Origin of the sequence: Phaeobacter sp. NW0010-22, from assembly GCF_040365955.1 — a bacterium.
Taxonomy (GTDB): Bacteria; Pseudomonadota; Alphaproteobacteria; order Rhodobacterales; family Rhodobacteraceae; genus OMPR01.
Window position 1 is genome coordinate 102,539 of record NZ_BAABWT010000002.1, and the last position, 21,621, is coordinate 124,159.

Sequence of the window (21,621 nt, forward strand, 5' to 3'; positions counted from 1 at the left end):
AGCAACCAAAGGACCTCCGATGTCACTCCGTCTCCCCCTCAGCATCACCCTCCTTGCCCTGTCCGCCTCAGCGCTCAGCGCCCAATCCCTACCACAAGGGTATTACATCCAAGGTTACCTTGGCGCGACGCAGCTCCAGGATACGAACCTCTCTGGAACCATCGGCGGGTCATCACAATCCGTTTTCGGTGATTTCGACACCGGCTATGGCATTGGTCTGGCCGTAGGCCGCGAAATCCCGCAATGGAGCAACGGCAACATCGGCACACGGATCGAACTGGAACTGTCCTATCGTGACAATGACGTCGATAGTTTGAACTTTACTGGCAATGGCGGCGGATCCGAGGTCAATACAAGCGGCGACATCACCTCTGCTTCGATCTTTGCCAACATCCTGTTTGACTTCAAACAACAGGGCAAATTCACACCCTACGCCGGGTTTGGTGTGGGTGCGCAACGTACCGATTTTGGTCTGTCTTATGGGCCGGGCGTCACGATCCAAGACTCTGACACCAGCTTTGCCCTGCAAGCGATTGCCGGTGTCAGCTATGATCTGAACGACGCCACCGCCCTGACCTTTGACGCACGTTACGGGCGTGCCTTTAACGTCTCAAGCCCACGTCTGGCGCCCAATGGGGTCTCAACCGGCTCTGTCGAGGATGACCTCGATAACCTAAGCCTGAACTTCGGGGTGCGCTTCACCTTCTAAAGGGTCGCGGTTCCCCTTTCCTGCCATGCCCCGGCGCGGTATGCGTCGGGGCATGCGATCCTTTATCATTCATATGCCCGGTGACGCCAAACGCGCCCCCAATGCCCAAAAGCTGCTACAGCTTTTGCCAAACGCCGAGATTGTGGACGCCGTCATTGGCAAAGACATCATCGCAAAGGGACAGATCACACCACAGCCCGGCAACATTCACGCGCCCCACTATCCGTTTCCCTTAGGTGCCGGCGAAGTTGGGTGTTTCCTGAGCCATCGCGCCTGTTGGCAACGCATTGTTGATTTGGATCTCGACTATGCACTTATCACCGAAGATGATCTGTCTCTTGATCTGGATCTTTGGAATGAAGCGCTAGATTTGATTGCGAACCATGCCAGCGTTGACAGTTTCTTCCGGCTTCCGGCCAAACGGCGCGAAACACCCGCGGCCACGATTGATCGCGGCCCCCATGCGGAATTATTTCTCCCGCGCGTGATAGGGTTGCAGACTGTCTGTCAGGTGGTTGGGAAAACCGCAGCCCGTAGGTTGCTGGGCGCGTCTGAAAGACTCGATCGCCCCGTAGATACCTTTTTGCAAATGCATTGGATCACCCAACAACAGATCAACACGATTCTGCCGAACGGGGTCTCAGAAATTACAGATCAAGTGGGGGGATCAACGATCCAAAAAAAGAACCGCTCGGGGTCTAAACTGGCGCGCGAATTCAAGCGAGCCTTGTACCGGGCCAAAGTTTCAAGCCAACCACAGCGGCCCTGATCTGGCGAAACTCACACGAGTATCCACCAGCAAATCGATGGGGGGAAACGCCCCCCATCAAAAGCTTTGCCTTACTCGGGCGCTTTGGTTTTGCGCAGGTAAGGGAAGATTGTTTCAAACTCACCAAACTTGGCTGTCGCATCTTCGTTACTGACCGCAGGTGGAATGATCACGTCTTCGCCCGGCATCCAGTTTGCAGGTGTCGCGACACCCTTGCCTGACATCTGCAAACCGTCCAGCGCACGCAAAATCTCAGCAAAGTTGCGGCCAACGGTCATCGGATAGGTCATCGACAGTTTCAACTGCTTATCGGGGCCAATGATGAACACCGAACGCACCGTGGCACTGTCTGCTGGGGTACGGCCATCGGGCATATATGCCTCGGCAGGCAGCATGTCGAACGCCTTGGAAACCGCCAAACCCTCGTCTGCAATGATCGGAAATCCTGCGGCAGCATTGCCGTATTTCTCAATGTCGCCTTTCCACTTTTTGTGGTCTTCGACGCCATCAACCGACACACCAATCACTTTACAGCCCCGTGCGGCCCATTCATCGGACAGCTGTGCGACGGCAGAAAACTCGGTGGTGCAAACCGGTGTGAAATCTTTCGGGTGTGAAAACAGAATGGCCCAGTTGTCACCGATCCAATCATGGAACTGAATCGTCCCCTGATCCGTCTCGGCAGTAAAATTAGGAACAGTATCGTTGATGCGCAAACCCATGTTGGCCTCCTGTCAATTCATGAAACGACTCGTCGTCGAAGACAACCTAATGACTTCGCGGCATTGTTACACCCCCTCTCCCGTGTCACTTTGCGCCGCAACGGAAATTGATGCGCGACCCGATGCCTCTTGCAAGCGGCGTCAACCTGCGCCTAGGTCTTGCACAGCGTTGCTCTGTTCGCCCCCGACTGAGGTATTTGGATCTGTCCCGACCTCGGTGCGCAAGCCACTACGGACAACACACGACACTCAAACCGGCCATGGTCCGGTCCACAGGATTTGGGAGAACCTGACATGATTGAAAAACGCGATTTCTATATCAACGGCCAATGGGTCGCCCCCGCCGCCGCCAATGACTTTCAGGTCATCAACCCCTCGACCGAGGAACCCTGTGCAGTCATCTCTTTGGGAGACGCAGCGGACACCAACGCAGCCGTCGCTGCAGCCAAAGCAGCCCTGCCGGGTTGGATGGCAACACCGCCTGCCGAGCGGATTGCGATGGTTGAAAAGCTGATCGAAGTTTACAAAACCCGCACCGAGGATCTTGCGCAGGCGATGTCGGCTGAAATGGGTGCCCCCATCGACATGGCCCGCACACAGCAGGTTGGCGCGGGTATCTTTCACCTGATCAATTTCGTCAAAGCAGCTAAGAATTTCGACTTTGAAGCCCCACTTGGGGATCACGCCCCCAACGACCGTATCATTCGCGAAGCCGTTGGCGTTGCTGGATTGATCACGCCGTGGAACTGGCCCATGAACCAGATCACGCTCAAAGTTGGGGCCGCAGCCGTTGCCGGGTGTACCATGGTTCTGAAACCGTCCGAGCAGAGCCCCCTGAATGCGATGATCTTTGCCGAAATGATGGACGAGGCCGGTTTCCCAGCCGGTGTCTTTAACTTGGTGAACGGTGATGGTGTTGGTGTTGGCTCACAGCTTTCGGGTCACCCGGACGTGGACATGATCAGCTTTACTGGATCGACCCGCGCCGGGACTGCAATCTCGAAAAACGCGGCTGACACCCTGAAAAAGGTTCACTTGGAACTAGGTGGCAAAGGCGCGAACGTGATCTTTGACGATGCCGATGAAAAGGCTGTCAAACGGGGTGTTCTGCATATGATGAACAACACCGGTCAAAGCTGTAACGCGCCATCGCGGATGCTGGTTCAAAAGGGCATCTATGATCAGGCCGTTGAAACCGCCGCCGCTGTTGCCAGCGCCGTCACCGTTGGCGTCGCGTCAGAAGAAGGCCGCCACATCGGTCCGGTTGTGAACGAGTTGCAGTTCAACAAGATTCAGGACCTGATCCAAAAGGGAATCGACGAAGGCGCCAAATTGGTTGCCGGCGGCACAGGTCGTCCCGATGGCGTCAATCAGGGCTTCTTCGTCAAGCCGACCGTCTTTGCGGATGTGAACAACCAGATGATCGTCGCCCGCGAAGAAATCTTTGGCCCGGTTCTGACAATGATCCCGTTTGAAACCGAAGAAGAAGCGATCGAGATTGCCAACGATACGCCCTACGGCCTGACCAACTACGTTCAGACCCAGGACCCGGCCCGTGCCAATCGTCTGGCGCGCAAACTACGGTCCGGAATGGTTGAAATGAACGGCCAATCCCGCGGCGCAGGTGCGCCATTTGGTGGCATGAAGCAGTCCGGCAACGGTCGCGAAGGTGGTCTGTTTGGTCTGGAGGATTTCCTCGAAATCAAAGCCGTTGGTGGTTGGGCTGCTGAATAAAGCCCCCTGAGTTTAACGCAGAAAGCCGCCCCATTGGGCGGCTTTCTTGTTTTTGGGATCAAGGGCATGATGCTATTCCGGCATCACGACCAGTTGCGGTTCCCCGTCCGAGGTTTTGCGCGTTGATCGGCCATCCCAGCCGATTTCACCGCTCACCCGTTGGCGGAACGACGAAAAGCTATCAAACTTTACCACGTCCACCGGTTTGTCAAAGTGCAGCGTAATACGGCGGTGCGATCCATCGGCAATGTTCGACAACGCGCGAACTTCACCCACAAACGGTTGACCCAGATAGCGCCCGCGCACCCGGTCCCCCACCCGCAACAACAGCTTGTTCCCAGCCATCGCGTGCAACGTGTTCCAGTCCCGCACACCGTGCTGGGTCGCAACTAGTTCTAGCGATTCACTGTGACTCAGCTGAACGCCAGTGCCACGCAGTTTGTCCCGCAGACGTTTTGCCTGCGCTTTCAGCTCCGTCACCGGAGCGATGTTTTGAATAGTCATCATCCTTTGCCTCGTTTCTTTCAAACGGACACGCGAATAAAATGGACGGGGCTCGCATTGCCACCCGGGCGCGCCGTGAAAGGGGCGTCAGATGTATCAAACAGGGTTTCACCAAAGCCAAATGGCCGCGAGCGGCAGGGGACCCAAACCTGAACCCGTGATTTAGGAACCCGTATGGCGTCTGTCAACCACCTGCGCTGGTCATGCTGGGTCAGAGCGCCTAAACAGACACAGCGACCACATCACAAGGATTGCCAGCAATGATCATCACCCGCCTGCATGGCCGTCTCGGCAATCAGATGTTCCAATACGCCGCCGCCGCTGGTCTTGCGGCCCGTCGCAACACGCAGGTCGCGTTGGACTCCCGTGGCGCCATTGCCCGAGGCGAAGGCGTTTTGACCCGCGTGTTTGATCTACCGCTCGTGGACCCGGCCCCCCTGCCCCCACTCAAATCCGAAGCCCCGGTGCGCTATGCCCTGTGGCGCAGCAGCGGCAAGGCTCCCAAGTTTCGCCGCGAACAGGGTTTGGGCTATAACCCCGACATCGCTGGATACGCCGACGGCAGCTATCTGCATGGCTATTGGCAATCCGAACAGTACTTCACCCAGATCGCCGACCAGATCCGCAGCGATTTTACCTTTCCCGACTTCACCAACACCCAGAATGCTGAAATGGCGGACCGCATCGCCAACAGCACCGCAATCTCATTGCATGTGCGGCGTGGCGATTACCTGACGCTGGGCGCGCATGTCCTGTGTGATCAGGCGTATTATGAGGCGGCGCTGGCACAGGTTCTTGACGGGTTGCCGGGAACGCCAACGGTCTATGTCTTTTCCGATGATCCACAATGGGCCAAGGACAATCTGCCTCTGCCCGTGGAAAAGGTGGTGGTTGATTTCAACGGGGCCGACACTGATTTCGAAGACATGCGCCTGATGACCCTGTGCCAGCACAACATCATCGGCAATTCTTCGTTTTCGTGGTGGGCCGCATGGCTGAACCAAAACGCGCAGAAACGCGTCGCAGGACCGGCCAAGTGGTTCGGAGATCCAAAGCTGGTGAACCCCGACATTCTACCGCCCAGCTGGCTGTCGGTCAGCGTTTAAAAATCAGCAGGGGCGCGAAATTTGAGCGCTGCACCACCGTCGGGGTGCTTCAGTCGCAATTCTTCTGAATGCAACATCAGACGGGGAAAGTCCCGCGCCGGACCTTCGGCATAAAACGGGTCGCCCAGAATCGGGTGCCCCAACGCCAGCATATGCACGCGCAATTGATGGGATCGCCCGGTTTTTGGCATCAATCGTACACGCGTTGACACTTCATCACTGCGGATCACCCGCCAATCGGTCACCGCTTGTTTGCCGGTATCGTGACATACCATCTGACGCGGACGATTGGGCCAATCGACGATCAGAGGTAAATCCACAGTGCCCGTTTTGGGTTCTAACTTGCCCCAAACGCGCGCAAGATAGATCTTTTTGGTCTGACGCTTTTCAAATTGCAGACCCAGATGCCGCTGCGCATGTGGGGTCTGGGCAAACACCATCACCCCCGATGTATCCCGGTCCAGCCGATGTACCAGCAATGCGCCGGGAAACGCCGCCGCCACACGGGCCATCAGACAATCCGCCAGATGCTCCCCCTTGCCCGGAACCGACAACAAACCAGCAGGCTTGTTCACGATAATCAACTGCGCATCTTCGTGCAGCACGTCCAGTGGGGTTTGGGGCGGGTTATAATCATCACTCATGCGCGCCTGCCTACAGCGCTTGCGCGGTTCCCGCAACGTCGTCCTTGCCGCGCTGGCACGCAACAGCAAAGCTGCGGTCAAGTTGAGACTAAGGGAGAGAAAGACACATGCACCCCACGATCACCAAAATGCAGGAAGTTGTTGCCAAAGGCGACGAAACCCTCATTCACGAACTGCTGGCCGAAGATGTGAAATTCATGCCACCGACCTATTACAAAACATGGACTGGTCGCGACCCTGTAGCCGCTGTTCTGGGCCACGTGGGCAAGGTGTTCAGCGATTTCAAATATCGCCGGGTCATGGGCGACGGCAAAGATTGGGCGTTGGAATTTCAATGCAAGGTTGGTGATCTGGATGCCGTCGGTGTCGATTTGATTACCCTGAATGACGACGGGCTGATCGAAACGTTTGAGGTTGTGATGCGCCCCTATAAAACCATTGGTGCGCTGCGCGATGCCATGAACGCCCGGGTGATGACAGATGCGCGGTTCCTCAAGTTCCGCGAAGCACTGTCCTGACCTCAGATGATAGCCGTTGATCAAATCCTGCGCGTGCCATTGCTGCCTGTATTGGCCGCGCAGGGTTTGTTGGTCCGTCGCAAGGCGCAACTGCTGCCGGAACCCACCGGCGCACGTCGTGGGCAATCGGGCAGCGGGCCAAAATTGCGACTGCTGATTGCGGGTGACAGCTCGGCCGCGGGTGTTGGTGCGCAAACACAAGACACCGCGCTCAGCGGGCAGTTGGTGACCCATCTGGCCCCGCATTTTTCCGTTGATTGGCGGGTAGAGGCCACAACCGGGCATATCACCCCCGACACCATCGCCCGACTAAAGGATCTGCCAAAGCAACGGTTTGACGTGGTGGTCTTTGCGCTTGGCGTCAACGATGTCACCCGCGCCACCACATCGGGACAATTCTATCAGCGGCAGGCCAAGTTGATGGCCCTCTTACGGGCTCGGTTTACCCCAAGGTTAATCCTGACATCAGGTGTCCCCAAGATGGAGTTGTTCCCCGCCCTGCCACAGCCGCTGGCTTGGGTTCTGGGGCAGCAGGCGGCGCGGTTGGACAGGGCTCAGGCGCAGCTTGCAGAAACTGTACCTGAATTACACCGCCTGCCTCTGGACATCCCCGTTGAACCCCGCTTTGCGGCCACAGACGGCTATCACCCCAGCCCGGCGTTTTATCAACTCTGGGCGCGGTCACTGGGCGATCAGATCATCGCACATCACACCTAGGCAGTGCGGCGCATCCCTCGGACCAACGGGATCGAATAAATCACCAGCGCAGCCCAGATCATCGGGAATGCGATCATGCGGCCCGTGTCAAATTCTTCGCCAAAAACCAACACCGCGACCAGAAAGATCAGGGTCGGTGCGATGTATTGCAAAATGCCAACGGTCGACAGTCGCAGCAGCTTAGCCCCATTCGCATAGAGGATCAGGGGAATCGCCGTCACCAAACCACAGCCAACCAACAGCGCCGTGTTGTCGAAAGAGGTGGAAAAGTGGCTGTTCCCTGTCATCGTCAGATAGACCAGATATCCCAATGCCGGTGGCGTCAGGATCAACACTTCTAACAAGAACCCCTGATTTGGCCCGATCGGCAGCGACTTTTTGAAAAACGCGTAAAAGCCCCACGTCAACGTCATCCCTAGGGCGGCCCAAGGCAGTTTACCCGCCTGCAGGATCAAGATGATCACGGCCAATGCGGCCAATCCAATCGCCACCAGTTGCGTCCGGTTTAGCTTTTCTCGCAACAGAAGCGCACCCAGGGCCACGCTGAACAGCGGGTTGATGTAATACCCAAGGGCTGCATCCAACGCGTGGCCGGAAGCAATCGACCAAACGTAAATCCCCCAGTTCACTGAAATCAACGCAGCCGTCACACAGGCCATGCCCAGCATCCGGGGGTTCACCAGTGCCGCGCGCAACTCTTTAGTGCGTCCCAAAGCGATGAGCAGAGCACCAGCGATTGGCACTGACCAGATCACCCGATGCACCACAATTTCAGCGGCGGGAATATGCGCCAGCGCCTTCATATAGAGCGGCAAGAAGCCCCACAGCAGATAGGCACTGACCGCAAAGGCTAGGCCGCGCGGTGTATCAACGTTGTCTGTTGTCTGTACCATACTGTGCTCTCTGGTGATGTGTTTCGCATGTATGGCAGGTTCCCAACCAAAGGAAATTCGATTTCTGTGCTCTGGGGCATCACGAATCGTGATGAAACCTCACGACGCTTCCTTTTCTGACGCCCGCGGCTCAAGCAATTCGACCTCGATAAAAGAACACTCAAAATCATTTCCGTTGATGACATCATGCTCTGTTCCGATCTCGCGGCTATACGGCACGCCGGTCTTCAATTCGGCGATCATCCGTTCCCCACCGGGCAGGTCAATTTCCAAAACCCCATCAAACATCGGGATCACCACGTAATCGTACTCGTGTCGATGCCAGCCCGTATTGTCCCCCCGCTTTGGGAACCGCCATTCGGTCACACGAACCCGGTCGTTTTCCAATTTCTGAGTTCCGATTGCTGTCCCTGTCGAAGTGCACATAGCGGCCCTTTTCTGAATACACTGGTGTCCAATTCCGACGAACCAGATCAAGGTTTTGGGAAAAAGAAAAGAGCCGCTTAGCTAAAAGCGGCTCTTTCAGATGTTGTTATTCGTTCCGCTCTATTTCTGGGGCGTATACCAGATTGGCGAAGAATAGGCGCGTTCCTGATGGATCAGCTGCGCCTCTTCCGGGAGTTCAATGCCAAAACGAACCTTGTCATAAACCACCCATCGCGGCGTCGGAATTTCCAACACCCGCACGTAATAGAATGCGCGTTCAGCCGCATCGAAATCAGGATCCACCCAAACGCTCAACAGCTCGGAACTGCCGATGGTGTTGGTCCAGCTCGCTTTTTCCAGATCAACAGTGTTGCCAACATCACCGACGTTTCCATCAGCATCAGCTTCGCGATCCCCAGACCAGGCCACGTTGTAGACCTTTTCCTGCAACGCGCCTTCGGCATCCATCCAGCCTTTGACGACCTGAACCCGGTCCAGATTGGCGCCAATCGGATCACGCAACGCAAAGATCAGGAAACTCGGCGCGGCGTCGTCGGTGCGTGGACGCATGTCACTGCCCATTGGCACACCTTTAGCATATCCTGCTTCAGCCAACGCCCGTGATCGCAGATCCTCGTCCGTAAATGACCAGCCACCAAAGAACCGCAACCCAATGCGGGTGCCTGTTGTGGCATAGGTTTCGCGCCGTTTGAACGCATCAAAAATCGCTTTGCGGGTATTGTCCTCAGCCCAGACCGCTGTGTACCCGGACGCGACCAATTCATACCCTTCGACACGACCTAAATCGCTCGCGATAAAGGGATGTTCGATCCGTGTTGGCGAGGGTTCAACACTGACCGACTTGCCAAAAAAGTTATCCTCTTCAGCAGTTGCCAATGACGTATGGCTATCTGTCGCCCCGCCAAAACCAAACTTGTAGGGGTTGATGCCGAATTCTTCTTCTAACGCCAAGCCTTGCTTCAAGGCTTCGCGCGCGTACTCCCCTTTCAGCATCTCATCGGTCTTAAGCTGAGTCAGGTCCAGATTGCCCTTATCCCAGTTTTCATAGTCAGCAAAAGAATCCTCGGGGCTTAAAAACGGATGCGCCTCGCCATCTCCTTTGATCTGGGTAACTTCGTAATGGGGCTCCCACTTGGCCCGTTGGCGCACGTAATCCTCATCCACAACGCCGCCGTGATAGGTATCTTTGGTCGGGAACATCCAGCCATTCGACAGGTTTCCATTGTGAGAAAAGGCCACGGCCCGCCCACCAGTCTTTTCCTGATACGCCTCTAGCCACTTATACAGTTCCAGCGGATCAGTTGATCCGTATGGCGGTTGCGTTACGGGTGGAACAACCTGCAAGGCCCGTGACGAACCATCGCGCAGCATCACGTTTCGGTGTAAATTGAACCCTTTGGGAACCGAGGTCCATTCGAAACCGATAAAGGCTGTAAACACCCCTGGATCATTGGCGCGTTCCGCAGCTTCGACAATTTCTTCCCACACAAATGCGAATTCATCCGATCCTGGGCTATAGGCCTTAAGCAACGATTCAGGCAGTGTCATTTGTGCGAAGTTAGTGATCAGATCAAACGCAGATTTACCAGCAGCCTCGCCGCCCTTTTTATACCCTTCGTGCCATTCCCGTCCTTTCGGATCAGCAAGAACTCCGGGCGCACCGGCCTGCAGATCAGGTGCAAACCCCATCAAATCGGTGTGGTCTGTCAACACCATCCAGTCCAAAGGACGGCTGAGTTTGACCGGCAGTCCCGAGGACGAGGTCACCTTTTTCCCCTTGGCGAAATCCCATGCCGTATCCGGCCCTAAGATATTGCCAAAAGCACCCGCATCCAACGACAAGCTGGTGTGCAGATGGGTTTCCCCCCACAAAGGCCGGATCGGGATGGATCGATTTGCATAGGGTGAATACGCCTCGGCAGGAAAGGCGCTGGCGGCGGATTCTTCGGTCGTCACGATCTGACTGACGGAAATGGATGGGTATAATATGGCTGCGACTGGTAATGCCCACAGGGCTGACTTGGATAGATAACTTGAGTTGCGTTTAGCCTTCATCGTTTATTCTCCCCGTTCGAATTATTAGCAAATTCAAATAATTACGAGTTATTTTCCCCCGTATTTTCTACGGAATGACGAACCTGAAAATGCTATAACACATGCGTAGTTTCGGATTTGTAACTCTGCCTTGTCAACATTGTTGTAATTTGGCCCAACGCACACTGCGTATCGGATGGCACTCCGAAAAACAGGAAACCCTCTAAAACCTAAGATTTACCTCTCCTCTTCAGCGTTCCCGCTATTGGCGACCCTGACTACAAATGAAAAAAGCGAGGTCGGTTTCCCGACCCCGCTTTTCGATCTTTTCAATACAGGTTCTAAAAAGCTGTTTAGACCTTCACACGCTCGGACTTGGGATCATACATCGGCTTTAGCGACGCTTCGGCTTTCACCCGTGTGCCCATGACGTCAATCTCATAGGTCGATCCCAATACATCGGCAGGCTTTTCACCCGGACAAGGCACATAGCCCAAGCCCATCGCACCACCCAGATGGTGACCATAGGCCCCCGAGCTCAGGAAGCCGACAATCTCTCCATCCCGCAAAATCGGCTCGTTGTGATACAACAGCGGTTCGGGATCGGTCAGCTTGAATTGCACCAGACGGTTTTGCAGACCTGTTTCTTTCTTGCGCAACACCGCATCACGACCAATAAAGTCCGCCTTATCGGTCTTAACGGCAAAGCCCAGACCCGCCTCTAGCACATGATCCTCAGAGGTAATGTCGTGACCAAAGTGGCGGAACCCCTTTTCGATCCGGCAGGTGTCCATCATGTGCATGCCGCACAGCTTCATACCCAAGTCCTGACCCGCAGCATGCAGCGCTTCAAACGCGTGACCAGCCATGTCGGAAGAGACGTAGATTTCCCAGCCCAATTCGCCCACGTAAGTCACCCGGTGAACGCGGGCCAGCCCCATGCCCAGCTCGATCTCTTGCGCTGTGCCGAATGGGTTCGCCTCGTTTGAGAAATCATTGGGCGACACGAGATTCATCAGCTCGCGCGCCTTGGGGCCCATCACGGCCAATACGCCCTCACCTGCGGTCACGTCCGTAATCACAACATTGAAATTGCCCTGATTGCGGCGCATCCAGGTTTCATCGGCCAAACGGGTCGCCGCCGGGGTCACAACCAGATAGGCGGTTTCCGACATGCGGGTCACAGTCACATCCGCCTCGATCCCGGCGCGCGAATTCAGGAACTGCGTGTAGACGATCTTGCCCACAGGCACATCATACTGACCGCCACCGACAAAGTTCATAAACGCGCAGGCATCTGGCCCTTCGACGCGGATCTTACCAAAGGACGACATGTCGTACATGCCCACATTGGTCCGAACCGCGTTATGCTCATCGGCAACGTTGTCAAAGAAGTTCTGGCGTTTCCAGCTGTATTCATACTCGGCTTTTTGACCGTCCCGCGCGAACCAATTCGCCCGTTCCCAGCCTGCCAATTCACCAAACACACCACCCTGACCTTTCAGGTGTTCGTGGAATGGCGTCCGACGCACCCCGCGTGACGTGGCTTTTTGGCGATACGGGAAGTGATCCGCATAGAGCAGCCCCAACGTTTCCGAGGCGCGTTCGACCAGATAAGATTTGTTGCCCTGGAATGGCTGCATCCGGCTGATGTCAACATCGCCCAGATCGAATGGTTTTTCGCCATCATCCATCCATTCAGCAAGCGCCATGCCTGCGCCACCCGCCGATTGAATCCCGATCGAGTTAAACCCGGCAGCGACCCAGACATTGTCCATCTCGGGCGCAAGTCCCAAGTGATACGCATCATCCGGCGTGAACGATTCAGGACCGTTAAAAAAGGTGTGAATGCCCGCTTCGCCCAACATCGGAACCCGGTTACAGGCGGCCTCCAAAATGGGTTCAAAGTGATCGAAATCTTCGGGCAGTTGATCAAATTCAAAGCTGTCCGAAATACCGTTCATGCCCCATGGCTTGGATTTCGGCTCAAACGCGCCCAACAGGATCTTACCCGCGTCTTCTTTGTAATACGCGCATTCATCAGGCACCCGCAGCACAGGCATCTGGGTCAGACCCTGAATTGCCTCGGTCACGATATAGAAATGTTCGCAGGCCTGCAGCGGCACGTTCACACCGGCCATCTTGCCAACTTCGTGGCCCCACATGCCGGCGCAATTCACGATCATATCGCATTCGATGTGACCCTGTTCCGCCCCATCATCGCTGATCCAATCAACGCCGGTCACCTTGCGACCTTGCTTGGCGATGTTTGTGACCTTGATCCGCTCTTTGACAACCGCGCCACGCTGACGGGCACCTTTGGCCAAAGCCAGCGCAATGTTCGCCGGATCACCCTGACCATCCAACGGCAGATACACACCGGCGGTGACATCATCGATATTCAAATGCTCGTATTTGGCTTTGACTTCCGCAGGCGAAATCTCTTCAACCTCAACGCCAAATGCGCGCGCCATGGCGGCTTGGCGGAAAATCTCTTCCTTACGCTCTTCGGTCAAAGCGACTGTGATCGATCCACACCGCTTGAAGCCCGTGGCAACACCTGTTTCCGCCTCAAGATCCCCGTACAATTCTTGGGAATACTTGGCCAGTTTGGTCATGTTTGCGGTTGCGCGCAGCTGCGCGATCAATCCCGCTGCGTGCCAAGTTGTGCCCGACGTCAGCTGCTTGCGCTCCAGCAGCACAACGTCTTTCCAGCCCTTTTTAGTCAGGTGGTAAGCCACCGAACACCCAACCACACCACCACCGATAATGACCACGCGGGCCTTGTTGGGTAGATCAGCCATCATCTTGTCTCCGAATCTTGCAAATTTGCGTGATCTTGCCACGGAGAGGCGTCAGAAAAAGCATCAAAAACGCCAGAAAAAGCTTGGTAATCACCCCTGCGCAACTCGCCTTTGGCGGCGCAAAGCAAACGGCGTCACACCATAGAAGCTCTTGTAAACAGAAGAAAACCCATTCGGAAATCCGCATGCCATCCCAATTTCCCGCACACTCATTGTGGTGTTCAACAGCAGGTTATTGGCCTTGGCCAGTCGCATTTCCCGGTAAAAGGTGTTGGGGGTCGCGCCAAGAAAGGTTTTGAACTTGCGTTCTAACGACCGGTTTGACAGCTCAAGTGCCGCGACAATCTCATTGATCGGCACCGGATCTTCGACATTGGCCTGCATGATCTTGATGCACTGATCCAACTTGTCGTCGCCCGTGGTCGTCGTTTTGACCCCCGAAAAAGGTTGCTGAGAGCCGAAATCGCGGATGTTTTCGTGCAGCAGAATGTCCGCAACCGTCATACGAGCGGCACCTGAAATATGGCGACCAATAACGGCCAAGATCACATCAACAGTCGCGCCCATGCCGGCACAGGTGACAACAGGTCCGTTTTCGGTCGCTATCGCAAAGTTGGCATCAAACACGCCAGTGCGCTCTCGCAAAAACGCCGAGTTCTCCCAATGAGTGGTATGCGAGGAGTCCTCGTTGTTTTCGTTGATATACCGGCTCGCGGCTTCGGCAAGCAGGAACACCTGTGCGCCTCGAAAGGTATAGTCAGAGATCTTGCGCCCAAGCGCCAATTCCGCGCAATCCGGGTCGGCGTTGCCAATCACAAAAGCATAATCCGCCGTCGGCTGATCGCTCAGCCGTTCGGTCGATACCACTGCCCCGGCGCTGCTCTCCACCATACCGCCCGTCACGGACCGGTAGGTCCAGGTGAACGGCGGACTGGGACAGACGCGATTGGCCAGACGGATAACATCGACCACGCCCGCCAACTCGGTCAGAACAAACCCATCAGCCACAATGATATCAAACTGCCACTGCCTGTCGCTGTTTATGACAAGATGCAGTTTGCTCTTTCCACCCATAGTGCCGCCTCCTCAGACGATCTCATGCCCTGCCGTTTTCAGCTGGCTCGCCAACTCTGCAATATGTTCGGGGCCAACTTCACAACAACCACCGACAATTGAAGCGCCTTGCGCGACCCATTGCATCGCATGCGCCGCATATGCCTCGGGTCCCAGGTCCTGTCGTTGCTCTAATGCGTCTACCGTTGGGGCGTCTTTCAAAAACCCTTCGGAGATGCGCGTGAACCCATTTGCATAGGCGCCAAAGGGACGGCCAAACCCTTTCAAGATGTCCAGCGCCGCCGGAATCGCCTCGGGGCGCGAGCAATTGATCAATACGGCTTGTGGGGCAAACCGATCCAACACAGGTGCGATGTCGGCCAACGCCTCGCCAGATCGCAAGCGTGTTCCATCATCATCCATAACCGAAAGGGCCAGCCAAACCGGTTTCGTGGTTTCCTTGCAACCAAGCAGCGCCCCTTCGGCCTCTTGCAGAGACGAGACCGTTTCGATCAAGAACAGGTCGACATGATCCTGCATTAGACCAACCAGCTCACCAAACTTTTCAGCTGCATCAACGGGATCGGGATTCAGGTCTGGGCGATAGGATGCCAACAAAGGCCCCAATGCCCCCGCAATGCGCCCCTCTTTAGATTGGGCGCGGGCGGCCTCTGCTTGTTCCAAAGCCGTCGCGATAAGCGCAGGCATTTGCGAATCCATACCCACCCGGTTCAGACGTGAACGGTGCACCGCATATGTGTTGGTCGTGGCAACTGTGGCCCCTGCATCAAAATACGACTGATGGACCTGCCCCACCAAATCGGGGTAATCAATCATCACACGGGTCGACCACAAAGGCGTCGCCCGGTCACCGCTACGTTTGACCAATTCCTGCCCGATCGAGCCGTCCAAAAGGGTGATCTGTGCCATCTCTATTCTCCTATGGGATTAAGACCAGTTTGCCAGCAAAGGCTTTAGCCTCAAAATCCGCTTGCGCCACTTTTATGTCGCCAAGAGGATAAGTTTTCGAAATCAGAGGGCGAATGCGCCCGGCGTTCATCAACGCAACGAGACGTCCGAAAACTTCGGGCGTCTGATGCGTGCAGCCATGGATAGTAATGTCGCGCAGGTAGATCTCGCGCAAATCAGCCTGCACCATCGGTCCGGCAATCGCCCCTGAGACGGCATAATGCCCCCCGGGCTTCAACGCGAGGATCAGATCCGCCCAAGCCGGACCACCCACCACGTCAATCACACAGTCATAGGTATCCTTGGGCAACGGCGCACCGCGATCCAGCGTTTCAACCGCGCCTTGCCCCTGAACGATCACGGCTTTGGTTGAACTCGTCACGCCCGTCACTGTCGCGCCTCGCATGGTCGCGAGCTGTACCGCCGCAAGACCGACACCGCCAGATGCGCCAGTGATCAGCACACGATGACCCGCCTTGACGCCTGCGCGGGTCAGCAGATTTTCTGCCGTTGCAAAGGCGCAAGGGATCGCGGCGATTTCTTCGTCTGACAGGGGGGAGGTCGTGACGTCGTACAAATCATCAGCCTGCACCAAACAATATTGGGCGAATGCCCCATCCATCTCCGACCCCAAGGCAATGAAACCCTGTGGGTGACCCGGACGGGAACGCGGCAAATTGATCGGACAGGTCACTCTTTGTCCGGGCTCAAACCCCACACCCTCGCCAACCTCTTCGACGATACCGCACAGATCACCGCCCTGAATACGTGGAAAAGCCAACGCCCCGCCCCAGCCGCCAGCTTCAACGTCTTGGTCAACGGAATCCGTCGCACCAGTAACCTCCGAGGAATACCACCCAATACGCGTGTTGATGTCGGTGTTGTTCACACCGGCTGCGGCCACGCGGACCAACACCTGCCCCGGTCCAGGGACCGGAACAGGAATATCATCGCGCCATTCCAGCGCCTCCGGCCCGCCGTGCTTGGTGAGATAGACGCCTTGCATCGTGCGGCTCATGGGTCTCTCCTTCATTAGCGGGTCGAATTTAGCACATCATGCGCGCAGGCGTTCGTTTGCAGAGTCCCAAAGCGGCTGATCTTCCTGAACCACAGCGCGGCATTTCACGCCATAGATCTCAACCTCCAACTCAGTCCCTGGAACCGCCAGATCAGACCGCACCATGCCCAGCGCGATCGACTTGTTGATCCGGTGACCCCACCCACCCGAGGTGGTTTCGCCAACGATCTGATCCCCGCTGTGGATGCACGACATATAGGGCGCATCCGCATCCCCAGCCTCAACCACCAAGGTTACAAAGCTCTTCTTCACACCCTGCTGCTTTTCGTTTTGAATGGCAGCCTTGCCTGGAAAATCCTGTGGCTTGTCCAGCTTGACGAAACGGCCCAGCCCCCCTTCGAGCAAGGAGTAATCGGTGCTCAGATCGCCTTTCCACGCACGATATCCTTTTTCCAGACGCAAGCTATTCAGCGCATACATGCCAAACGGCTTGGCGCCCGCATCCAGAATAGCGCTATAAATAGCAGGCATGTCCTCGTTCAAGGCATGCACTTCCCAACCCAACTCCCCAGCAAAGGACACCCGAACCAGATGCGCCGGATGGCCCGCAACAGTGGCAGCCTGATGAGTCAACCAGCCCGTCGTCAGATCGGCATCAGACATTCCAGCCAGCAACTCGCGCGATTTCGGGCCGGTTACAATCAGTGTGTCGCGTGTGGTTGTCACATCAACAACAGACACACCCGCAGGCATTGCGTTTACCAGCAAGTCGCGGTCATGCCATTGCGCTGTAGCGGCAGTAATCATCACGAACTCATCATCACCCAGACGCATACACGACATTTCCGTCAAAATGCGACCGCGGCTGTCTGCAACGTAGACCAGATTGATCCGGCCGACTTTAGGTAGACCTCCAGTGACGAGACCGCGCAGCGCCTCAGCCGTGCCCTCACCGCTGACAAAAAACCGCGAGAAACCTGGCAGGTCGAGTACACCAACGCCATCACGCACAGCTTCGCACTCTTCCTTTACACGCTGCTCCCATGGTCCAGTGCGGCCCCAAGTATGCGTCGCTTCGAGCGAAGTGTCGTCACCATCCTGCGCAAACCAATTGGCACGTTCCCAACCGTTATAAGCACCCATAACGCCGCCCAGTTCTTTGACCTTGGCATGCACCGGCGACAGTTTCTTGTCGCGTGCAGCAGGCCATTCGTGCTGAGGAAAATGCATGGCGTATTCGTTGCCGTAAACTTCCATGCCCTTTTGATTGCAGTAATCCTGATCGGTATAATCGGTGTAACGACGTGGATCGACGGCCCACATGTCCCATTCGGTCTGACCATCCACGATCCATTCCGCCAGCACCTTACCTGCGCCACCACCCTGAGCGATGCCAAAGGTGAACACACATGCCTCAAACGCGTTTTTCACTCCGGGCATTGGGCCAATCAACGGCAGACCATCTGGCGCATAGGGGATCGGTCCGTTGATAACACTGGACACGCCCGAGGTTTCCATCAGCGGCACACGCGCCATTGCGTCGACCACGATATCTTCGATCCGGTCCAGATCCTCTTGCCACAGCTGAAAGCTGAAATCTTCGGGCATCTGATCGTTGCTCTCGACCCAGTGCGCCTTACAGTTTGGCTCATACGGGCCAAGGTTGTAGCCATTCTTTTCCTGCCGCAGGTAATAGGACACGTCCACGTCGCGGATCAGTGGCAGCTTGCCACCATGTTCCTTGGACCAGGCTTCGATCTCGGGGATTTGCTCGGTCAGCAGGTACTGGTGCTCCATTACCATCATTGGAACAGTGCGCCCACCATATGGCTTGAACCATTCGCCAATACGCTGCGCGTAATAGCCAGCGGCATTCACGACATAATCGCAATCGATGTCGCCCTTTTCGGTGTGCACGGTCCAAGTACCATCGTCATGCTGCGTCACGCCGGATGCTGGGCAGAAGCGGATGATCTTTTGGCCCATGTCACGGGCACCTTTGGCCAGCGCTTGTGTGACCTGTGCCGGATCGATGTCGCCATCAGACGGGTCCCAAAGAACGCCAGCCAGATCGTGCGTTTCCAGAAACGGGTAGCGCTCTTTGGCTTCTTCCGGTGTCCACATCTCCATCTCGATGCCCTGATACCGGCCCATGGACAGGGCGCGCTCAAATTCCTGCATCCGCTCTTTGGTATGCGCCAGACGGATCGACCCCGACTGGTGATAGTTCATCGGGTAATCGACTTCTTCAGCCAACCCGGAATACAGCTCGGTTGAATAGCGCTGCATGTTCATGATCGCCCATGACGTCGAGAACGTTGGTACGTTACCCGCCGCGTGCCATGTCGACCCGGCGGTCAGCTCGTTCTTTTCCAGCAAAACGCAATCGGTCCAGCCCTTTTTAGCCAGATGATACAGCGCCGAGCAGCCAACAACGCCGCCGCCAATGACGACCACACGGGCCTTGGTTGGGAAATCAGACATGACTAATCCTCTTCAGTCCTTTTGCGGCACAGTGTCCGCGATGTCGTAGTAATCGCCCTTGTCGGCGACAAAGATGTGTTTCTGCAGGGTCAGCCCGGTGGGGCCATCGACGGCTCCGAGGGCAAAACTGGTGGTGTCTTCGTCATGCGCTTTCCAGAACAGGAAAGACCCACAACGGGGACAGCTGCCGCGTTTGGCGGTCTGGCTGGTGCTGAACCAACGGACCGCGCCGTTGATGCTCAGGTCGGTGTCTTTGACATAGGCCGACGACCAGATGCCCCCCGATTGCTTGCGACATTGGCTGCAATGGCACATCGAGGGGCCTTGAGGCGCAGCCTCGGTACTGAACGTGATATCGCCGCACAGGCAGGATCCTTTGAGCATCAGTTACCCTCTTGGCTGTGGAGTACTGCTGGCACCCAGCAACACGCCATAAATAATGAAACAGATCGCCATGACCCGCCGAACCCATGTGTTGAACACAGCGCCCAGCGCCGCCTTGCCCATCACCGCCCCCAAAGTCGTGAAGCCGGTGTAGCTAAGGGCTGTAAGCGTCAAGGCGGTTGGCATGATGACACTCATCTGCGCCCAGATCGAAACGTCTGGTTGTACGAACTGCGAGAACGCAGCCAAATAGCCCGCGACGCTTTTGGGATTGATCGTCGCGATAGCCAAGGCGTGCAAATAGACATGACGCGCAGGCCGAACCTCGGTCGGGGCGGGTTTGCTGGCATTTATCCAGCCCCGCACACCCAGATAGACAAGAAACCCCGCGCCAATCAGTTTGGCCACAAAGAACGCGGTCGGGGATGCCGTGATCAAAGCCGTCACACCCAATGCGGACAGGATTAGGAATGCGGTGGCCTGTGTCAAAATCGCCAACACCCCAATCATCGCTCGGGAAAAAGGCAGGCTCATCCCGTTTGAGATGCAGTTGACCGCGTTGGGCCCCGGTGTGGTGACAAACACCACCCAGAACAGCGCAAATATGATCCAGGCCTCGAAACTCATCAATACACCGGCGGCGCGATGACCCAGATGGCCACAGCAGGCACATCATAGGGGTTGGACCATTGATACTGCTCGTGCTTGATGCGGAAACTGTCACCCGGCCCGACAGAAAAAGATCGTCCACCAATCACAAGGTCTAGCTGACCTGAAATCATGTACCCCACTTCTTGGGTTGGACGGTTCGCGGGTTTCTGCATCTTTGAGAGCGGTTGAAACGTAGAATGCACCATCTCAAAATCATCGGTCAGATCAGGCGAGAGCAGTTCCTCGATCAGCCCCTCTTCGCCCGACCCCATGGGACGGCGCGCACTGGCCCGGACGATGTACCCTTGTTCATCCGAGGGCGCGGCCGAATGGGTAAACAACATCGACATCGGAACCTCAAGGCACCCTGCGATCTGACGCAGATCCGAGATCGACGGCTCGGACATATCGCGCTCGACCTGACTCAGCCAGCCAACCGAACGATCCAGACGCGTCGCGATCTCAGACAGCGTCAACCCGCGCGCCTTTCGCAGCGCACGAATATCCGCGCCCAGCGTGGCGCTTTGGGGGGCTTGGGCATTCACCAGCGACTCTCCTCAGGTCTCGTGAAATTTTGTCCTCTTTTTTCACGATGCCTTATGTTCGTGAAAAATCAAAGCGTTTTTTCACGGGGGTTGAACATTTCTGCTCGCTGACACAGGAGAGACCCCGAAAGGCATGAGGTCGAACAATGTGGTATGCGGTAATTTATCTGTGGGTCATCAATGCCCTGACCGTCGTGCTGTTCGGCTGGGACAAGATCTGCGCCAAGCGACGCTGGTGGCGCATACCCGAGCATTTTTTGCTGTGGCTATCTGTTTTGGGAGGGACACCGGGGGCCTATCTGGCCCGAATCCTGTTTCAGCACAAAACACGAAAGCAGCCATTTTCACGATGGCTGCTGTCAATATTGTTGTTTCAACTTTCCGCTGGCATTGTCCTAGCGGGCAAATACCTGTGACAGGATCGCGCCCAGCGCTTCGGCATCCGTTTCAGTAAATGCATCGGGTTGATTGCTGTCGATATCAAACACCGCAATTACCTCGTTCTGGGCATTCATTACCGGCAAGACCAGTTCAGACCGTGTCGATGATGCGCACGCGATATGGCCTGGAAACGCATCCACGTCGGCAACCAACTGGGTTTCCCCTGTCCGCGCTGCGGCCCCGCACACGCCACGTGAAAACGGGATGACAAGGCAGCCGTGCCCACCTTGATACGGGCCAATCTTCAAAACCTCTGGTTCAGTCACGCGATAAAACCCGGTCCAATCGAACCGGTCATCCGCATGATGCACCTCACAAGTGACCGTTGCCATCAAAGCCACCGCATCTGTTTCACCTTCGGTGAGCGCAGAAATGGTTTTTGCCAGTGTCTCATAATCTACAGTCATTACTTCGCCCTTGGTTGGAGGGAGGGGGGCACCCCCCTCAGGATCTTCTGATCCTCTTTCCTCCGCAG

Annotated in this window: 22 protein-coding genes; 7 read left to right on the top strand and 15 right to left on the bottom strand. The window is 56.1% G+C overall.

The genetic code is table 11. The features are described from left to right. The first annotated feature begins 19 nt into the window (after nucleotides 1-19). Entirely contained in the window at nucleotides 20-709 is a 690-nt protein-coding gene (locus ABWV33_RS04670; RefSeq protein WP_121997788.1) for an outer membrane protein, read from the top strand. A 52-nt stretch (nucleotides 710-761) separates the two neighbouring features. Continuing rightward, the gene (locus ABWV33_RS04675) at nucleotides 762-1,478 is read left to right on the top strand and encodes a glycosyltransferase family 25 protein (protein WP_353329301.1); all 717 of its coding nucleotides are present in this window, start codon (nucleotides 762-764) and stop codon (nucleotides 1,476-1,478) included. A 71-nt stretch (nucleotides 1,479-1,549) separates the two neighbouring features. Here the strand turns inward: ABWV33_RS04675 and ABWV33_RS04680 are convergent, their stop codons facing one another. Continuing rightward, entirely contained in the window at nucleotides 1,550-2,200 is a 651-nt protein-coding gene (locus tag ABWV33_RS04680) for a peroxiredoxin (RefSeq protein WP_113822320.1), read from the bottom strand. Between the two features lie 294 nt (nucleotides 2,201-2,494). Here ABWV33_RS04680 and ABWV33_RS04685 point away from each other — a divergent pair, with 294 nt between their 5' ends. Further along, on the top strand, nucleotides 2,495-3,934 hold the full coding sequence (locus ABWV33_RS04685; RefSeq protein ID WP_353329302.1) for an aldehyde dehydrogenase family protein: 1,440 nt from the start codon (nucleotides 2,495-2,497) through the stop codon (nucleotides 3,932-3,934). A 72-nt stretch (nucleotides 3,935-4,006) separates the two neighbouring features. Here the strand turns inward: ABWV33_RS04685 and ABWV33_RS04690 are convergent, their stop codons facing one another. After that, on the bottom strand, nucleotides 4,007-4,441 hold the full coding sequence (locus ABWV33_RS04690; protein WP_353329303.1) for a glyoxalase superfamily protein: 435 nt from the start codon (nucleotides 4,439-4,441) through the stop codon (nucleotides 4,007-4,009). Between the two features lie 257 nt (nucleotides 4,442-4,698). On the opposite strand from ABWV33_RS04690, the gene ABWV33_RS04695 reads away from it, so the two are divergent. Then, complete coding sequence (locus ABWV33_RS04695; RefSeq protein WP_353329304.1) at nucleotides 4,699-5,544, top strand: alpha-1,2-fucosyltransferase; 846 nt, start codon at nucleotides 4,699-4,701, stop codon at nucleotides 5,542-5,544. Here the strand turns inward: ABWV33_RS04695 and ABWV33_RS04700 are convergent. Further along, on the bottom strand, nucleotides 5,541-6,188 hold the full coding sequence (locus ABWV33_RS04700; protein ID WP_353329305.1) for an RluA family pseudouridine synthase: 648 nt from the start codon (nucleotides 6,186-6,188) through the stop codon (nucleotides 5,541-5,543). The genes ABWV33_RS04695 and ABWV33_RS04700 overlap by 4 nt on opposite strands. A 107-nt stretch (nucleotides 6,189-6,295) precedes the next feature. Between ABWV33_RS04700 and ABWV33_RS04705 the strand changes: the two genes are divergently transcribed. Then, nucleotides 6,296-6,706: a nuclear transport factor 2 family protein gene (locus tag ABWV33_RS04705; RefSeq protein WP_164621187.1), complete on the top strand. Its 411-nt coding sequence runs from the start codon at nucleotides 6,296-6,298 to the stop codon at nucleotides 6,704-6,706. Between the two features lie 6 nt (nucleotides 6,707-6,712). Then, a complete protein-coding gene (locus tag ABWV33_RS04710) occupies nucleotides 6,713-7,423 on the top strand; it encodes an SGNH/GDSL hydrolase family protein (RefSeq protein ID WP_353329306.1) in 711 nt (236 codons plus the stop codon). Here the strand turns inward: ABWV33_RS04710 and rarD are convergent. The 11 genes from rarD to ABWV33_RS04765 all read right to left on the bottom strand — a co-directional run bounded on the left by rarD (nucleotide 7,420) and on the right by ABWV33_RS04765 (nucleotide 20,705). Next, nucleotides 7,420-8,316 (bottom strand): EamA family transporter RarD, encoded by an 897-nt coding sequence (rarD, locus tag ABWV33_RS04715; RefSeq protein WP_113822327.1) that lies wholly within the window; start codon nucleotides 8,314-8,316, stop codon nucleotides 7,420-7,422. The genes ABWV33_RS04710 and rarD overlap by 4 nt on opposite strands. A gap of 99 nt (nucleotides 8,317-8,415) precedes the next feature. Next, nucleotides 8,416-8,742, bottom strand: coding sequence for a cupin domain-containing protein (locus ABWV33_RS04720; protein ID WP_113822328.1), 327 nt, complete (start codon nucleotides 8,740-8,742; stop codon nucleotides 8,416-8,418). 120 nt (nucleotides 8,743-8,862) lie between these two features. Then, the gene (locus tag ABWV33_RS04725) at nucleotides 8,863-10,818 is read right to left on the bottom strand and encodes a DUF3604 domain-containing protein (RefSeq protein ID WP_353329307.1); all 1,956 of its coding nucleotides are present in this window, start codon (nucleotides 10,816-10,818) and stop codon (nucleotides 8,863-8,865) included. Nucleotides 10,819-11,150: 332 nt separating this feature from the next. Then, on the bottom strand, nucleotides 11,151-13,601 hold the full coding sequence (locus tag ABWV33_RS04730; RefSeq protein ID WP_353329308.1) for a GcvT family protein: 2,451 nt from the start codon (nucleotides 13,599-13,601) through the stop codon (nucleotides 11,151-11,153). 90 nt (nucleotides 13,602-13,691) lie between these two features. Then, a complete protein-coding gene (locus ABWV33_RS04735; protein ID WP_353329309.1) occupies nucleotides 13,692-14,675 on the bottom strand; it encodes a GlxA family transcriptional regulator in 984 nt (327 codons plus the stop codon). Nucleotides 14,676-14,687: 12 nt separating this feature from the next. Continuing rightward, the gene (locus ABWV33_RS04740; RefSeq protein WP_353329310.1) at nucleotides 14,688-15,584 is read right to left on the bottom strand and encodes a homocysteine S-methyltransferase family protein; all 897 of its coding nucleotides are present in this window, start codon (nucleotides 15,582-15,584) and stop codon (nucleotides 14,688-14,690) included. A gap of 10 nt (nucleotides 15,585-15,594) precedes the next feature. Beyond that, the gene (locus ABWV33_RS04745; RefSeq protein ID WP_353329311.1) at nucleotides 15,595-16,641 is read right to left on the bottom strand and encodes an alcohol dehydrogenase family protein; all 1,047 of its coding nucleotides are present in this window, start codon (nucleotides 16,639-16,641) and stop codon (nucleotides 15,595-15,597) included. A gap of 36 nt (nucleotides 16,642-16,677) precedes the next feature. Then, nucleotides 16,678-19,125 carry a GcvT family protein gene (locus tag ABWV33_RS04750; protein WP_353329312.1) on the bottom strand — a complete coding sequence of 816 codons (2,448 nt, stop codon included), beginning with the start codon at nucleotides 19,123-19,125 and terminating at the stop codon, nucleotides 16,678-16,680. A gap of 12 nt (nucleotides 19,126-19,137) precedes the next feature. Further along, on the bottom strand, nucleotides 19,138-19,509 hold the full coding sequence (locus ABWV33_RS04755) for a GFA family protein (protein ID WP_113822335.1): 372 nt from the start codon (nucleotides 19,507-19,509) through the stop codon (nucleotides 19,138-19,140). 3 nt (nucleotides 19,510-19,512) lie between these two features. After that, complete coding sequence (locus ABWV33_RS04760; RefSeq protein ID WP_164621166.1) at nucleotides 19,513-20,136, bottom strand: LysE family translocator; 624 nt, start codon at nucleotides 20,134-20,136, stop codon at nucleotides 19,513-19,515. Beyond that, complete coding sequence (locus ABWV33_RS04765; protein ID WP_353329313.1) at nucleotides 20,136-20,705, bottom strand: helix-turn-helix domain-containing protein; 570 nt, start codon at nucleotides 20,703-20,705, stop codon at nucleotides 20,136-20,138. The genes ABWV33_RS04760 and ABWV33_RS04765 overlap by 1 nt, the downstream gene beginning before the upstream one ends. Nucleotides 20,706-20,851: 146 nt before the next feature. On the opposite strand from ABWV33_RS04765, the gene ABWV33_RS04770 reads away from it, so the two are divergent. Continuing rightward, nucleotides 20,852-21,121, top strand: a complete 270-nt coding sequence (locus tag ABWV33_RS04770; protein ID WP_353329314.1) for a DUF1294 domain-containing protein — start codon at nucleotides 20,852-20,854, stop codon at nucleotides 21,119-21,121. Here the strand turns inward: ABWV33_RS04770 and msrC are convergent. Next, entirely contained in the window at nucleotides 21,101-21,553 is a 453-nt protein-coding gene (gene msrC / locus ABWV33_RS04775) for a free L-methionine (R)-S-oxide reductase MsrC (RefSeq protein WP_353329315.1), read from the bottom strand. The genes ABWV33_RS04770 and msrC overlap by 21 nt on opposite strands. Nucleotides 21,554-21,621: the final 68 nt, after the last annotated feature.